Annotated in this window: 14 protein-coding genes and 1 pseudogene; 8 read left to right on the forward strand and 7 right to left on the reverse strand. The window is 57.7% G+C overall.

What is annotated here, in order from left to right; all coding sequences use genetic code 11:
• Window positions 1-10 precede the first annotated feature (10 nt).
• Both oadA and ACO06L_RS01320 read left to right on the forward strand, forming a co-directional pair.
• Window positions 11-1798 carry a sodium-extruding oxaloacetate decarboxylase subunit alpha gene (gene oadA, locus ACO06L_RS01315; protein WP_202348416.1) on the forward strand — a complete coding sequence of 596 codons (1788 nt, stop codon included), beginning with the start codon at window positions 11-13 and terminating at the stop codon, window positions 1796-1798.
• A 14-nt stretch (window positions 1799-1812) separates the two neighbouring features.
• The gene (locus ACO06L_RS01320; protein ID WP_082905231.1) at window positions 1813-3147 is read left to right on the forward strand and encodes a sodium ion-translocating decarboxylase subunit beta; all 1335 of its coding nucleotides are present in this window, start codon (window positions 1813-1815) and stop codon (window positions 3145-3147) included.
• 51 nt (window positions 3148-3198) lie between these two features.
• Here the strand turns inward: ACO06L_RS01320 and ACO06L_RS01325 are convergent, their stop codons facing one another.
• From ACO06L_RS01325 to imuA, 3 genes are read right to left on the reverse strand one after another with little or no spacing between them, the layout of a single operon-like run.
• Complete coding sequence (locus tag ACO06L_RS01325; RefSeq protein ID WP_202348415.1) at window positions 3199-6318, reverse strand: error-prone DNA polymerase; 3120 nt, start codon at window positions 6316-6318, stop codon at window positions 3199-3201.
• Complete coding sequence (locus ACO06L_RS01330) at window positions 6318-7736, reverse strand: Y-family DNA polymerase (RefSeq protein WP_202348414.1); 1419 nt, start codon at window positions 7734-7736, stop codon at window positions 6318-6320. Before ACO06L_RS01330 ends, ACO06L_RS01325 begins: the two co-directional genes overlap by 1 nt.
• Window positions 7737-7745: 9 nt before the next feature.
• Window positions 7746-8435 carry a translesion DNA synthesis-associated protein ImuA gene (gene imuA / locus ACO06L_RS01335; RefSeq protein ID WP_202348413.1) on the reverse strand — a complete coding sequence of 230 codons (690 nt, stop codon included), beginning with the start codon at window positions 8433-8435 and terminating at the stop codon, window positions 7746-7748.
• A 128-nt stretch (window positions 8436-8563) separates the two neighbouring features.
• On the opposite strand from imuA, the gene ACO06L_RS01340 reads away from it, so the two are divergent.
• Complete coding sequence (locus ACO06L_RS01340) at window positions 8564-8911, forward strand: 4a-hydroxytetrahydrobiopterin dehydratase (protein WP_064230599.1); 348 nt, start codon at window positions 8564-8566, stop codon at window positions 8909-8911.
• 275 nt (window positions 8912-9186) lie between these two features.
• Here ACO06L_RS01340 and ACO06L_RS01345 read toward each other — a convergent pair whose 3' ends face one another.
• Window positions 9187-9501, reverse strand: a complete 315-nt coding sequence (locus ACO06L_RS01345) for a hypothetical protein (protein WP_064230600.1) — start codon at window positions 9499-9501, stop codon at window positions 9187-9189.
• A 2-nt stretch (window positions 9502-9503) separates the two neighbouring features.
• Window positions 9504-9740, reverse strand: a complete 237-nt coding sequence (locus tag ACO06L_RS01350; RefSeq protein ID WP_064230601.1) for an addiction module protein — start codon at window positions 9738-9740, stop codon at window positions 9504-9506.
• Between the two features lie 139 nt (window positions 9741-9879).
• Here ACO06L_RS01350 and ACO06L_RS01355 point away from each other — a divergent pair, with 139 nt between their 5' ends.
• The 5 genes and pseudogenes from ACO06L_RS01355 to ACO06L_RS01375 all read left to right on the forward strand — a co-directional run bounded on the left by ACO06L_RS01355 (window position 9880) and on the right by ACO06L_RS01375 (window position 12894).
• Window positions 9880-10242, forward strand: coding sequence for a transposase (locus tag ACO06L_RS01355; protein WP_413816187.1), 363 nt, complete (start codon window positions 9880-9882; stop codon window positions 10240-10242).
• Window positions 10227-11051: pseudogene (locus tag ACO06L_RS01360) on the forward strand (IS3 family transposase); the annotation flags it as partial. The gene ACO06L_RS01355 and the pseudogene ACO06L_RS01360, both read left to right, overlap by 16 nt.
• Before the next feature lie 6 nt (window positions 11052-11057).
• Window positions 11058-11867, forward strand: a complete 810-nt coding sequence (locus tag ACO06L_RS01365) for a DUF6386 family protein (RefSeq protein ID WP_421845190.1) — start codon at window positions 11058-11060, stop codon at window positions 11865-11867.
• Window positions 11868-12001: 134 nt separating this feature from the next.
• Window positions 12002-12301 (forward strand): helix-turn-helix domain-containing protein, encoded by a 300-nt coding sequence (locus ACO06L_RS01370; protein ID WP_064230603.1) that lies wholly within the window; start codon window positions 12002-12004, stop codon window positions 12299-12301.
• An 86-nt stretch (window positions 12302-12387) separates the two neighbouring features.
• The gene (locus ACO06L_RS01375) at window positions 12388-12894 is read left to right on the forward strand and encodes an N-acetyltransferase (protein WP_336143823.1); all 507 of its coding nucleotides are present in this window, start codon (window positions 12388-12390) and stop codon (window positions 12892-12894) included.
• A 71-nt stretch (window positions 12895-12965) separates the two neighbouring features.
• On the opposite strand, the gene ACO06L_RS01380 is transcribed toward ACO06L_RS01375, so the two are convergent.
• Both ACO06L_RS01380 and ACO06L_RS01385 read right to left on the reverse strand, forming a co-directional pair.
• Window positions 12966-14006 carry a succinylglutamate desuccinylase gene (locus tag ACO06L_RS01380; RefSeq protein ID WP_320407624.1) on the reverse strand — a complete coding sequence of 347 codons (1041 nt, stop codon included), beginning with the start codon at window positions 14004-14006 and terminating at the stop codon, window positions 12966-12968.
• On the reverse strand, window positions 14003-15487 hold the full coding sequence (locus ACO06L_RS01385; RefSeq protein WP_064230606.1) for a hypothetical protein: 1485 nt from the start codon (window positions 15485-15487) through the stop codon (window positions 14003-14005). Before ACO06L_RS01385 ends, ACO06L_RS01380 begins: the two co-directional genes overlap by 4 nt.
• Window positions 15488-15592: the final 105 nt, after the last annotated feature.

Genomic DNA, 15592 nt, shown 5'->3' on the forward strand with positions numbered 1-15592 from the left:
GGCTGACACGATGACTGACACAAAGAAACCGCTGGGGATTACGGACGTTATCCTGCGTGACGCCCACCAGTCCCTGCTTGCCACCCGTATGCGGCTGGATGACATGCTGCCTATTGCCGAGAAACTCGACAAGGTCGGTTTCTGGTCCCTGGAGTCCTGGGGCGGCGCTACCTTTGATTCCTGCATCCGCTACCTGGGCGAAGATCCCTGGGAGCGCATCCGTGAGCTGAAAAAAGCCATGCCCAACACCCAGCAGCAGATGCTTCTGCGCGGCCAGAACCTGTTGGGCTATCGTCATTACGCGGATGATGTGGTTGACCGTTTCTGTGAGCGTGCCGCCGAGAATGGCGTCGACGTGTTCCGTATTTTTGATGCGATGAACGATCCCCGTAACCTGGATCGCGCCATCAAGGCCGTACGTAAGACAGGTAAGCATGCTCAGGGCACTATTGCCTACACCACAAGCCCGGTGCACACCATCGAGATGTGGGTCGAGCTGGCGAAAGAGGTCGCCGACATGGGCGCGGACTCCATCGCGATCAAGGACATGGCCGGTATTCTCAAGCCGTACGTGGCCTTTGACCTGGTCAGCCGTCTGAAGAAAGAGCTGGACATCCCCATTCACATGCAGTGCCACGCCACCACCGGCATGTCTACCGCTACCGCCATCAAGGCTGCGGAAGCCGGTATTGATAACGTGGACACCGCCATTTCCTCAATGAGTATGACCTACGGTCATTCGCCCACCGAAGCCGTGGTTGCGATTCTTGAGGGCACGGACCGTGATACCGGCCTGGATCTGAACCTGCTCGAAGAAATTGCCGCATATTTCCGCCAGGTGCGGAAGAAGTACGCGAAGTTCGAAGGCAGCCTGCGTGGCACCGACTCCCGAATCCTGATTGCCCAGGTACCGGGTGGCATGCTCACCAATATGGAAAACCAGCTGCGTGAGCAGAACGCCAGCGACAAGTTCGATCAGGTTCTGGACGAGATTCCCAAGGTTCGTGAAGACCTGGGCTTCATTCCGCTCGTAACGCCGACTTCCCAGATCGTGGGTACCCAAGCGGTACTGAACGTTCTGACCGGCGAGCGCTACAAGTCCATCTCCAAAGAGACCTCGGCAATCCTTAAAGGCGAATACGGTGCTGCACCGGCGCCCATGAATAAGGAACTGCAGGAGCGTGTTCTGGACGGCAAAGAGCCCGTTACCTGTCGTCCGGCGGATCTGCTTGAGCCGGAAATGGACAAGCTGACCGAAGAGCTTCAGAAGCTCGCCGAAGAGAAAGATATCAAGCTGGCGGAAAACACCGTAGATGACGTTCTGACCTACGCGCTGTTCCCGCAGATTGGTCTGAAGTTCCTGGAAAACCGTGGCAACCCGGATGCGTTCGAGCCGGTTCCGACCGCTGAAAGCGCAGCTCCGGCCAAGAAGTCTGAAGGACCCGAGACCTACACCGTTGAAGTGAATGGCAAGAAGTTTGTTGTTGCCGTTTCCGAAGGTGGCGAGATCACCCAGATTCAGGGCGAGGGTGGTGCGGCTTCCGCACCGGCAGCTTCCTCGGCTCCGGCACCTGCAGCAGGTGAAGGTGAGCCTGTAGTTGCGCCGCTTGGCGGCAACATCTTCAAGGTCCTGGTTTCACCGGGTGACACCGTGGAAGAGGGCGATGTGATGATTATCCTCGAAGCCATGAAAATGGAAACCGAGGTTCGCGCGCCGAAAGCCGGCACTATCGGCGAAGTCTTCATCAAGGTCGGTGATGCCGTCTCTCCTGATGATGAAATGCTGACAATCGCATAAAGGGCCAGCATTCCATGGAAAAATTAATGACACTCTGGACAGGTAGTGGCCTGTTCAACATCGAGATCGGCCAGGTGATCATGATCGCCATCGGCCTCTTGCTCCTCTATCTTGCGATCAACAAGAAATTCGAGCCGTTGCTTCTGGTACCCATCGGGTTCGGCGGCATTCTGGCGAATATTCCGGAGGCAGGCCTGGCCCTGACTGCGGCGGAAAATGCTATCCACTTCGCTCTGAAGAACGAAGCAACGCAGGTTCTGGCCGCATTGGCCGCGCCCCTGGATGTGGCCTATCAGGCCGGGCAGGCAGTAACGCCTGAGCTGAAGGAAGCCTTCAAGGTGGCTGTGAAAGAGGCCAGCTACTCCGAAATGGCGGCGGCGAACTCCCTTGCCCAGGACTTCGGCTATGGCAATGGCATGCTCTATAACTTCTACTCCGTGGTTATCGGCAGCACCATCGGGCCTCTGCTGATCTTCATGGGTGTAGGTGCGATGACGGACTTCGGCCCGTTGCTTGCCAACCCCAAGACCCTGCTGCTGGGTGCTGCTGCTCAGTTCGGCATCTTCGGTACTGTGATCGGTGCTGCGCTGCTGGATTGGACCGGCGTTCTGGAGTTCAACATCCTGGAAGCGGCTGCCATCGGTATCATCGGTGGCGCGGATGGCCCGACGTCCATCTACGTATCCAGTGTTCTGGCTCCGCACCTGCTGGGTGCCATCGCGGTCTCTGCCTACGCCTATATGGCGCTGGTACCGATGATTCAGCCGCCGATCATGAAGGCGCTGACTTCTGCGGAAGAGCGGAAGATCAAGATGAGCCAGCTGCGCCCGGTCAGCAAGCAGGAAAAAATCATTTTCCCGCTGGTGGTACTGATTGCAGTGGTACTGTTCCTGCCGGATGCGGCGCCGCTGCTGGGTATGTTCTGCTTCGGTAACCTGATGCGCGAGTGTGGCGTGGTTGAGCGTCTGAGCGACACTGCCCAGAATGCCCTGATCAACATCGTGACCATCTTCCTGGGCTTGTCTGTTGGTTCCAAGCTGATGGCTGACAAGTTCCTGGACGGCCAGACTCTGGGTATCCTCGGCCTGGGTATCGTTGCCTTCGGTATTGGTACCGCCTGCGGTGTTCTGATGGCGAAGCTGATGAACAAGCTGAGCAAGGAGCAGATCAACCCGTTGATCGGTTCTGCCGGTGTATCTGCGGTGCCGATGGCAGCGCGGGTGTCCAACAAGGTTGGTCTGGAAGCCAACCCGCAGAACTTCCTGCTGATGCACGCCATGGGCCCGAACGTGGCCGGTGTTATCGGCTCTGCGGTTGCTGCCGGTGTGATGATCAAGCTTCTGGGCTGATTCGTTCGCCGCAGTCCCGAAAACCCCGCCTTGGTGCGGGGTTTTTTGTGTCTAGTGAAAATTTCGTGAATTGACCGGCAATGACTGGATCAGATGGCTAAGATCCGAAAGTCTTCCCGCCATTACATGCACAATATCCCCCTGGCGCTCCAGCACTCCCTTCACATGCAACAACCGGGCGGTCAGTAACGGCTTGCGCTGCCGCCGCGCCGTCTCCAGCCACACCACCACGTTCACGTTACCGGTTTCGTCTTCCAGAGTGACGAAGGTGACGCCGGAGGCGGAGCCAGGGCGCTGGCGGCCGGTGACGAGGCCGGCGACCTGAACCGGAATGCCGGCTTTGGTACTTTTCAGTTGCTCGGCACTGAGGCAGAAATTCAGGTGGCCCTGTTCCCGCAGTAACGCCAGTGGGTGACGCTGCAGAGTGAGGCCCTGGCTGGCGTAGTCGGCCAGCACGTTCTGGCCTTCCGAGGGTTCTGGTAGTTGCTGGCAGTAGTCCGGTTGGTAGTCGACCGCCGTTTCCTGAGCGAATAGCTCAGCAGGTTGTTCATGGTCGAGCAGTTGCCAGTACGCCTGGTGGCGGTTGGCGGCGAATGCCGGCATGGCGTTGGCCCCGGCGAGTAGTTCCATATCCCGCTGGTTGAGTGCGGCCAGGCGGCGAAGCTCGCTGGCAGAGCGGTAGCCCTCGGCTGGCCGGTTCTGGTGGATACGCTCGGCGCCATGAATGGACAGGCCCTGGATGATTCTAAGGCCCAGGCGCAGATGGCGTTCTTCACCTTCCAGGGTGTGGTCCCACTGGCTGGCATTCACATCTGGTGGCAGTACGGTGACATTGTGGCGCCGGGCGTCCTGCACCAGTTGTGAAGGCGAATAGAACCCCATGGGTTGGCTGTTCAGCAGGGCACAGTAAAACGCCGCCGGATAGTGCCGCTTGATCCAGGCGGAGACGTAGACAAGCAGGGCAAAGCTGGCGGCGTGGGATTCGGGGAAGCCATAGCCGCCAAAGCCGCAGATCTGCTGGTACAGCCGTTCGGCGAAGTCGGCATCGTGACCACGCTCGAGCATACCGGTGACCAGCTTTTCCCGGAATGGGGTCAGGTCGCCGTGGGATTTCCAGGCGGCCATGGCTCGGCGGAGCCGGTCGGCTTCGCCGGCGGAGAAGCCGGCCGCCACCATGGCCAGTTTGATCACCTGTTCCTGGAAGATGGGCACGCCGAGGGTGCGCTCCAGCACCTTGCGCACGGCATCGTTCGGGTAATCCACCGGCTCCAGGCCGTGCTTGCGGCGCAGGTACGGGTGCACCATGTCACCCTGGATGGGGCCCGGCCGCACGATGGCCACTTCGATCACCAGGTCGTAATAGGTTTCCGGTTTAAGGCGGGGCAGCATGTTGATCTGGGCCCGGGACTCCACCTGGAAAACCCCGATGCTGTCGCCTGTCTGAAGCATGGCGTAGGTGTCGCGGTCTTCCTGGGGAATGTCCTGTATCCGGAAAGGCTGGCCTTTTTCATCGCTGATCAGTTCCAGCGCTTTTCGAATGGCGGAGAGCATGCCAAGGGCCAGCACATCAACCTTCATCAGCCCCAGACTCTCAAGGTCGTCCTTGTCCCACTGGATTACGGTGCGGTCGGCCATGGCAGCGTTCTCCACCGGCACCAGTTCGGCCAGTGGCCCGGCGCTGATCACGAAACCGCCCACGTGCTGGGACAGATGCCGGGGGAAGCCCAGCAGGGTATTGACCAGGGTGAAGAACTGGTCCGCCACCTGTGGGTTGCGGGTGATTTTCTTGTCGAGAATCTGCTGGCGCCAGTTGGTGGCCTTGTCCCGCCAGTCGATGCCTTCCAGCAGCTGTTCCACCAGGGCCGGATCAAACCCCAGGGCCTTGCCAACATCCCGAATGGCGCTTTTGGGCCGGTAACGGATCACCGTGGCAGCCAGGGCGGCGCGCTCACGGGTATAGCGCCGGTAGATATACTGGATAACCTCTTCACGCCGCTCGTGCTCGAAATCCACATCGATATCGGGCGGCTCGTTCCGGTCTTTGGAAATAAACCGCTCGAACAGCAGTTCCACCCGGTCCGGGTTCACCTCGGTTATGCCAAGGCAGTAGCAGACCGCGGAGTTGGCCGCCGAACCCCGGCCCTGGCAGAGAATCCCACGGCTGCGGGCAAAGTCCACAATGTCATGGATGGTGAGGAAGTAATGCTCGTAGTTCATCTCCGAGATCAGGCCCAGCTCCTTTCGGATGAGGCTCTGAACCTGCAGTGGTGTGCCATCCGGGTAACGCCGGCGCTCGCCTTCGCGGGTCAGCCGTTTCAGGTAGCCGGCCGGAGTTTCACCCTCCGGCACCAGGTCTGGCGGGTATTCATAGCGCAGGCTGCCGGGCTCGAAGGTGCACTGGCTGGCAATGGCCAGGGTTTCATGCAGCCAGGCTTCCGGAAACAGCCGTTGCAGAACGGGCAGGGGACGCAGGTATCGCTCGCCATTCTGGAACAGGCAGTGGCCGGCATTCTCCAGATTGGTGTGATTGCGCAGGGCTGTCAGTACATCCTGCAGCGGCTGGCGCTCCCGGCTGTGCATGTGCACCTCGCCCACGGCAGCCACGGGAATGCGCAACTGATCGGCCAGCCAGTGTATCCGCGCCAGCCGCTGCTCCTCGCCGGATTCCAGGGTGCGGGCCGCGGCAATCCAGATCTGGGGATCAAACAGGCGGGCCAGCCACTCGCCGCAGGCCAGCGCCTGGTCGGAATCCGCTTCAGTAGGCGATGGGGGCAGCCACAGGCACAGGCAGTCATCCAGGGTGTGGGTTTCAATGTCCCGGTAAAACAGCTGGTAATGGCCTTTCTCAGCCCGACGGCGGCCGGTAGTGATCAACTGGCAAAGCTGGCCATAGCCTTTGCGCGTGCGGGCCAGAAGGATAAAACGAGGAGAAGTGGCGCCGGCGGGGGCATCCGACAACTCAAACCAGCTGCCGGTAATGAGTTTTACAGGACTTTCTGCCAGCGCCGCCCAGGCCCGGGGAATGCCGGCAACGGAGCAGGCATCGGTGATGGCCAGGGCGGTGTAGCCCAGCTCATGCGCTCGCTCAGCCAGTTCGTGGGGATGAGAGGCCCCGGTGAGGAAGGTGAAATTGCTGAAGCAAAACAGCTCTGCATACTGATTCCCGGACATCAGCCAAACCACCCATGCACAAACCAGCCTTCCCGGGCATCCCGGAAGACCCAGGCCAACTGGCCGCTGCTCAACTGGGCAATGTAATAATCTCGGTGCACGCGCTGGCCATCCCACCAGCCACCGCTGATGCGCTCAGGCCCGGAAAACCAGGTAACGGGCGCCTCGGTCAGCGGTTGCGGGCCTTTCAACAACCAGAGCGGCCGCCTGGGCAGTTCTGCTGCCGGTACTAGCGGCGTTCCGGTTTTACGCAGAACTTCCGAGGCCGACCAGGCCCGTTCGGGACGATGATCTGCCTGGGGCGAGAGCTGCCTGAGAGCCTGATCGCCCAGACGCGCCTGCAGCCGGCTGATCAGGGTATGCCAGGCTTCATTCAGATCCTGGGTTTCACCCAGCAGATCCTGCCCGGAGGGTGCTTCCCGTGACAGGAAATGCTTCACCAGCAAAACCATGGAGATAACCGGGGCGCTCAGGGAATGTTGCTCCAGCCGCAGACGAACCAGGTTCAGGAAATGATCGGCCCGGTGCTCCGGCCCGGATGTGCGAATCTGCAGCCGGGTTGGTTCCGCATGCCGGTGCTTCAGAACCAGCCGCAGGCTGTCGGTATCCTGCTGGCGCCAGCACAGATCCTCTTCCAGTTCGACAAGCATGCGCTGGAGCGGAAACAGCAGCCCCTGGGTGTGTTCTATTTCCTGCACAAAATCCGCCTGTTGCCGAAACGAGTGGGGCGGCTGCCAGGGCGTGCGGGGATCTGGCCGGGTGCCCTGGATTTTCTGGATGTAAGCCAGAAGCTCTGGAGACAGACGCCGTGCCAGTTCGCCGGGCGGTAAATCAAACACCTCCCCCAACGTGTTCAGCCCCAGGCGCTGCAAACGGGTACAGGCTTTCTCGTTGAATTCCGCTGCCAGCAGGGGCATCTGGCTCAGGCTTCGAAGAATGTGGCCTTTGTCTGCCGTGCATTCCCCCTTGCCGGCGCGGGCAATCAGCCGGGCCGACAAAGGGGTATAGCCAATACCGATCCAGGCATTCAGCTGGCGCTCATTCAGCCCCTGTTCCACGGTTTGCCAAACGGCGGGCAGCCCGCCATACAGTTTTTGAAGGCTGCCAATTTCGGCCAGCAGACCATCGGGCGGCACCAACACAATATGGGCCGCATAGCGGTACAGCCAGCGGGCCTGATCTTCCAGAATCCTGGCTTCCTGGGTTTCATCGGCCCGCACCATGCCCAGATCCGGCGCCAGGCTGATGGCGGTTTTCAGGCGCATGCCGCTACGAATACCCTGGCTCCTGGCGTCCGGGCAGGCCTGGATCACCTTCTGGCCAGAGCCTTCAACCACCACCAGGGCGCCCTCATCTTCACGGGTGCGCCGAATATGGTCCAGCACCAGGTGCGGGAAATGCAGATACAGCCAGAGCATGGAGCGTTATTACCCGGTTGAACCCGACCAGGGGCCCCGGACAACCCGGGTGGTTTCACGGAAGGAGAGATCGGCCCGCTGGGCCATGGCCAGTGAACAGCGCTGCCCGGGCCAGCTACCCCGGCGCTTGAGCACATTCACCTTGAGATCCTGCTGCTCCCCCGGTTCCAGCTCCAGCCGCAGGGCAGCCGGAGAATTCTGCCCGGCGTAACATCGTTCCCGGAACAGCACACACACATTGCTCCCGGCTTCGGCGGCCAGTTGCAGGCGACGGACTTCCCGTGAGGCCAGCTTGCCCGGCCAGGCCATGACCAGGCCTGTTACTGGTGAACGCAGACAGTTCTCCAGTGTCCACAGAAAGTCGCCCTCATCGTCGGTATGGATCAGCACCACCTGGTCCAGGTTGACGCCTTCCCGGGCCAGGGCAGGGGCATAGGGCGTATGCGGCGGGTTCAGCCAGAACACACTTTTGCCTTCTTCGCACACCCGTTGCATCAGCGGCAGAAGCAAATGCAGCTCACCAATACCCGGTGCATCCAGCAGGCATTCGCTCAAGGCACCCCGGGGCCAGCCCAGGCCACCGAGCTGGTTATCCAGCACCTGGTAACCGGTGGGCTCCGCCGGCTGTGTGGTCTGGGTGTGGCGGTGCCCCTGCCAGACACGGGCATCCTGCATCAGCGTGTTCAGAAGCTCGCTCATGATGAAAACTCTCAAAATACTGTTTAAATATACAGTATTCTGAAAGTGGCCGGATTTCAAGAGAAGGGTTGATAAAGCGAAGGGCACGACCCACGCTTGTAGTACAGCCATCAACCATGGAGGTTGAAATGAGTGACCTGAAAGCACACAGCTGTGAAGCCTGCAGCCCGAACGCACCAAAGGCCACCGAGGAAGAAAAGCAGCAGCTGCACAAAGATGTTCCAGACTGGGAAATTCTGGAAATTGACGGTGAAGAACAGCTTCACAAGGTCTACAAGCTCAAAAACTTTATAAAAGCTTTGGAGTTCACCAACAAGATTGGCGAACTCGCCGAAGAGGAAGACCACCACCCTGTGATTGTGCTGGAGTACGGCAAAGTCGCAGTCAGCTGGTGGAGCCACGAAATCGGCGGCCTGCACAAAAACGACTTTATCCTGGCAGCGAGAACCGACGCTGCGTTCAACGACATGCAATAACCCGAACTGCGGCGGAACCTGGTTTCCGTCGCTGTCCCATCGACAGTTTCCAGTTCCTGATCCGCCCCACCATCAGGCTCTCTATTGCTTTCGATACTTCGGCAAAAAGCTGGCTGAAATAGCAGTCGCAATATGCACTCTGGCATGCCGAACAACATCGCAAAGAGCTCAACGTGAAGAAGCTTGTTGCAGCCTGAAGTAGCACATAACCAGACCATGCGCCGAATGCCAAAACCTCCGCTTCGCTGGGATTTTGTCACCGATGATGGCGGGCGTTAGGGCTTAATGCGTTTCCGCCAATAGCCAGGTTTTCGGGAGTGGTGAGCAACGGCAATGACTACAGCTCCTTCTGGAAGCTCAATGGCGACTATATCGTATGGGAAACGCTCCAGAATCAAGCGCCTCGCACCGGTATCGCCGGCTTCTTGCGGGAGAAGTGATAAGGGAATGAAGTCTTCTTCAATAACGTCGATGGCAGCATCAACAGCAGCAAAAAACTCGGCTCCGAGTCCAGGCTGCTCATATTCATACCATGCTGCCGCCTCTATTGCTTCCTGCGAGGCCTCTTCCAGTATCCTTACTGTTCGCACTGTTACTGGCCTAACTTTGCTCGCATCTTTGATCGAAATTCTTCACGGCTGAGCAACGTGGCTTTTCCGCTTTTGACCTTGGACACACGGCGAACAATTTCATCGTTCCAAGCCTGTTCGACTGAGTCGTCACGAGGGCCGTCCAGGCTCATGATTAGCTCCCGAGCCAGCGCTGCACGCTCCGACTCGGAGAGAGTCGAAATCTGGGAGCGTAGGTGGTCTAATGTTTCGGTAGTCATGAGGCCTCCGCAAGTGACGATACAAGTATGCTATCCCGATTCAAAGACGCTAACAAGGCGGTCAACGGGACGCTGCACTTCCCCCACTTCAGTAGACACGCATCGATAACTCCTCAACAGGAGAAGAACGATGCCTGCAATGAACACGGGGAAGAAGACCCAAAGGTACAGCATTGAGTTCAAAGTCAAAGCGGTGGAGTGGAGCTACCAGCCCCACCGAAGTGTAAAAGGGGTGGCCGAGGCGCTGGATATTCACCCCTTCATGCTGTCACGCTGGCGAAAGGAATACCGGGAAGGGAAGTTCGCCATGAAGCGGGTCAAGAAAGCACCAGCGGGCGCCAAAGAGCTATTGAAGGAACGGGATGAGATCAATCGTCTGAAACGCCGGATAGCGGAGCTTCAGGAGGAAAATGACATCCTAAAAAAGTTTCAACGTTTTCAGGCAGAGGAACGACGGAAGCGTTCAGATTCGTCTGGAAACACCGGGGACAGCACGGAGTAAAGTCGCTGTGTCGTCACCTGAACATCTCGCGGTCTGGCTACTACGCCTGGGCAAACCGCAAGCCCGGCCAGAGAGCTGCTGAGAATGCTGATTTGCTCTTGAAGATCCGCAGAGTCTATGACGGCAGTAAGGGCCGTTATGGCAGCCCCAGAGTCTATCAGGCTCTTCGTAAAGAGGGCCTGATTGTGGGTGAGAATCGGGTTGCGAGGGTCATGCGAGAATGGGGAATGAAAGCCCGTGTTGCTCGAGTATATCGCCGAATGAAGAAGCTCAGGGAAGACCTGAAAGCCCTGCCTAATCATCGACTGGAGGCCGACAAACCGGCCGCAGCGAATCTGCAATGGAGCAGCGATGTCACCTACATCAAGCTGGGTAAGAAATACGTGTTTCTGGCGGTGGTGTTGGATCTGTATTCCCGACGCATCATCAGTTGGCGACTAGGTGAGAACCTGAGCGCGGATTTCGCCAGGTCCACGCTCCGGGAGGCCTTCACGAACAGGAAACCAGCCTCAGGCCTGTTGTTCCATACGGATCGTGGTATCGAATATCGCGCCCACAAGACCCAGGCTCTGCTGAATCAGTACCGGGTACGGCACAGCATGAACCGCCCAGGACAGTGCACGGATAATGCCGAGGTGGAGTCCTTCTTCAAGACACTGAAGGGCGAGTTGCTGCACGCCACTAGCTTCGTGACGATGCGGCAATTACGGAAACATATAAGTAACTATATTGAGTGCTTTTATAACTGCCAACGGCTGCATAGTGGCCTTGGTTACCGGACTCCGATAGAGTTCGAAGGAATCAATTAATGGGGCGTGTCCACTTTATTGGGGGAAGTCCACGCTGCACTTCCTGCGCTTCGTTGTCGCCCATTACCGCTGGCGGTAGGCACCACGATGATTCCAATGAGACAATGTATTGGACGGACAAAGAACCTCAATCGGTGCTTAAGAAAGGGGCACTGGAGATGGTTTTGTCCAGAGCACAAGAAGCAGCCTTTGGTATGGCTGTTTGGTTTAGTTTTCACTGTTATTGCGGGATCCGCCTCAATCTATTCGGTAGTGGCTCCATCGGGGGTAAACTCCGCCCCAAGTCCTTCTGTCAAAAATCCAGGCTCGGTGGGCAGCGCAATTCCGCCTCTGAGTTTGAGCTCAGTGATACATAAAGAGCATCTCATTGCCTTTAAAGTTGCCACAGATGTAGCCCTAATTTCTATTTTTGATCCGAAAGCATTAGAACACCGATTCCGCGACGAGGAAACTTGGTGGGTAGAGGATGATGCGCTACTTACAGAAATAAATAGGGGCAACGGAATTTTCTTGTCCACCGGTTATGATGGCTACTTCGAGGTTCTCGTCCACGGAAAAAATCCGAGGCTAACTACTGAGAAAGAGCTGAGTTTGACGCTGGTCTGCGACGGTGGCCTGATCTATGTCGGGGGTCACCCTATTGATGGGCTGAAAAAGCTAGATGAGCCTTTCGGTGGAGACTACTTTTCGTGTGAAAAAGGCGCTTACAATGTCGGAGTCCGGGTTAGGAGAAATGTTGTAGATCTCTCCTTTTCGCCTATCGAAATGTTCACGAGAAACTTGGTCCATTCAGTTCCTCACTTTGATGAGTTATAGCTATGCATAAAAAGGCTGAGCACCCGAAAAGCTCGTGTCAGCGGCGTTAACCCTTCCAACTTCCACCTCGCAAAAGTCCGTCAAGGAGAACATGCCCGCGCATATCCTGAAGTCGATTCGTAAGGTATTGGAAAATGAGTAATGAGACTCTGAGTGCTGAGGAACTTGGCAACAAGCTGCTTCAATCTGTGAAAAAAATGAAAGCGGGCAACGCTGCGCGCGTCAGTCTTGTAGAGCCAAATGAGGTCGCAGAGGCGCGTGGCAAGACTGGCCTTACACAGCGAGAGTTTGCCGAGGTACTCCATATTTCTCCACGTACGTTGCAGGAATGGGAGCAGGGGCGACGTAAACCTTCCGGGCCGGCAAAGGCGCTCGTCGAGATTGCTTTTCGCCATCCGGAGGTTATTCGGGAAGACCTCGAGCTCAGGGGTTAACGAGGTGGTCAACGGGACGCCAACTGCGTTGCGCTCCGTTGCCGCCCATTACCAAAGGCGTTATCTCTTCAGATGGAAAATCGCGAATGAACATTACGATCAGGACTGAGCAAGAACAGGACGTTTCGTCGATTCGTCATGTCACCCAGGCGGCATTCGCTACCGCTAAGCACGCTTCGGGGACCGAAGCTCAAATTGTTGAAGCTCTTCGCGCCGCAGATGTACTGACTGTTTCGCTTGTTGCGGAGTGCAACGCTGAGGTCGTAGGGCACGTCGCCGCGTCACCTGTCGAGATTTCTGACGGGGCCAGGGGCTGGTTCGGGTTTGGTCCGGTTTCGGTGTTGCCGGAGTACCAACGTCAAGGTGTTGGAACCCGTCTGATACGCAGTGCTCTTGATGCGTTGAGAAGAGCAGGGGCACAGGGGTGTGTCCTGGTTGGCGACCCGGCCTACTATGAAAGATTCGGGTTCAACACGGTTCCCGATCTGACCCTTCCCGACGTGCCACCTGAATACTTTCAGGCGCTAAAGTTCGGCACCAGGTTTCCGGTTGGTTCAGTGACATTCCACGAGGCATTCGCGGCCGGGAGCTAACCAATTGTTGTAGTTTGTTCCCTGCACCGTACGCCCTTGTCAGAGCGCCGCTAAACAAGCGCATAAAGCTGTTAAAAAATAGGCTCCCCCGTCGCCTTGACCGCATAAAACAGGCAATCACTTTTCGCAATAATCGGATTGGTGGTAATCATAAAGGCCCGGATGGCCTGGGCGGCGTAGATCTGCCCATCTCTGACTTGCAGAACCTGCTCCATGTTCTCCTTTCGGTTGTGGCCAATCGCTGTAAGTATGCCTAGGCCTTTCTTACCCACCCATCCCAGGGGCTCATCCGGAGAGACGATTCCGAAATTACGATGCTCAATGTCGGGCGGAAACGTCAGGTCGGCCTGGCCGGTGGGTTCGAGGCGGTATTCTATGGTCGCTTCGGGCGCCAGCTCCACTCGGATCGGGTTGCGCAGCACGGTAACGTCCCACTCTGCTTTTTCCAGTGACAGCACATCTGGCCTTGAGCAATACCGAACAAGTCCCTCATAGGCCAGTTCGTGTGCCTGGTCGTCCTGGGAGCCACCACACTCAATAGTTACCGTGGGCACCTCCTGTTCGGAATATTCCATAAGCGCCCCCAGGCGAAGGTCCGTCATAATGAGGCGGTCGGTAAACAGTGAGGTCAGCGCCTGATGGGCCGCGTCATTGGTAACGGACACAGCGAAGGCCGGGCCTGTGCCTGAGGTATTGTGAACATCCAGCAGGCATTCGGGCTTCGCGTCATGGAGCTCAGCCAACATGGCCTGGGCGATTGCCCCTTCCTCTCCCTCAAAAGGTTCTTTGAAACATCGGTTGAGGTCACGTCCGTCTGGAATCTGGCGCATTGAGAGCCTGGGCGGAATCTTCGCAGGGTAGATGCCACCCAGGAGAAACAGCATGTTGACTTCGGGGGTGTGCTGCTCAAGCAGCCATCGGTGAAGCGCAAAAAGGCCCGAAGGCTCGTTACCGTGAAGCAGTGTCGCCATGGCTCGGGTCCTGGAGCGATCACGACCGGCAACACGAATAACCGTGGGTTTCTCCAGCTGGTCCAGCCATTCGAGTGGGGAACGGCCCAGGGTCCGGGGTGACGGATCATTCAGATAATCAAGTATTTTCGAGTTGCTCACGGTGACAATGTCCATTCATGGATCGGCGTATTCTTCTTCTGGTTGGCCATGTAAAGAGACAGCATGGTTCGGAACGCCTCATCGGGGCTCAGGGATTTGAGCAGAGATTCGGTGATGTGTCGTTGCCACCGGGCGCCCGACATGGCGGTTTCAATGCGGCCTTCGATGATTCCCAGCAGGCGGTGAATTTCCGCCTCGTCTACTGCTGTTTTTGCCAATGCTTCCCGGGCGCGGGGCAGCAGCTCCCGGGCCACGGTTAACAGGGGCGTATCCTGCAACTGAACCTGATCTTTGTGGGGCCAGATGATTTCTGCGCCCACGCCATATTTGGCGGCGCGGTAAAAATTGTGTTCGGTGTAGTGGAAGGGCAGTATCGACGTCAGATGCTGAATGTCATCAAGCACTGCCAGCGCAGCTCCGATCACGAACAGGCCGTTCGCACACATATCAGCGGCTGTAGGGCCTGCAGGCATTGAGCGAATCTCGATACGCAGGTGGCCGCCTTCGGTATCGTCGTAGATGGCCCGGTTCCAGGGCCAGGTGGTTCCCTGATGCAGTCGCAGCTCGGCCAGTCTTGGCACTTCACCAAGATCAATCACCGCCATCGGATCTTCCTCCGACATCAGTGGAATGATGGGCGGATAGAGCGATGCCGAGGCCGCAAACAGTTCCCAGGCGCTGCGTGTCCAGCCGTTGCCGTAGTACACCCTTGGCGGATGGCGCCAGGTCTTGTGGTTGGGTGACCGGCTGTCAATGGATTGCTTGAACAGGGCAATCCGGGTTTCGTCCCAGAGGTGGTGGCCAAACAGGCTGGGAGAATTGCTGGCCAGAGCGAGGACAATCGGCGTGACCAGTTGTACGGCATTGAAATAATCCGCAAAACGATGGGCGGGCACACGCCAGTGCAGCTGGAAGGAGGTATTGGCGCCTTCCATGTAGACGTCGTCGGCCTCCAGATTGATCACATCATTGCCCCCGATATGGATGCTGAAAGGCTCGCCCCGTTGCTTGAGTAACGCATTGGATAGGGCATGGTAGCGGGGCTCGTCTGTCATTACCTTGGCGCCCATATCGGACTGTCGAAGTGTGGGCAGAATGCCGATGGGTACCAGCTCCCCATCCAGTGCGGCGGCGTGCTGATTGATCCGTTGGATCGCAGCAAGCAGCTCCTTCTCTGTTCTGGCGAATGGAGAGCCTTTGAATGCCTGGGGGCTGAGGTTGTATTCGAGATTGAAGCGGTTGAGCTCAACCGTGAGCTGCGGGTCCTGAACGCTGGCGGCAATTTCTGTGTTGATCGGCTGAACCCGCAGGTCAGAGTTTACAATGTAGAACTCTACCTCGGCGCCAATGGAACTTTCTCCCTCACCAAAGCCGGGCCGGTTCAGAAGGCGGGTGAGCGCTTTCAGGTCCGTTCGGACCTTGGCTGCAAAACGTTCAAACTCTTCCGGTGCAAATTCTGTTGTCTTGATCGACAGTCCCACGGCAACGTCTTCTCCAGCGCTGACTTACCTTGATAGTAGTGGAAGATGCGGCCGGCACCAGCTCAGCGACGCTAAATCAATCAGTAGGCTTTCCAATGGTGACCT

Source organism: Marinobacter sp. (assembly GCF_965229985.1).
GTDB lineage: Bacteria > Pseudomonadota > Gammaproteobacteria > Pseudomonadales > Oleiphilaceae > Marinobacter.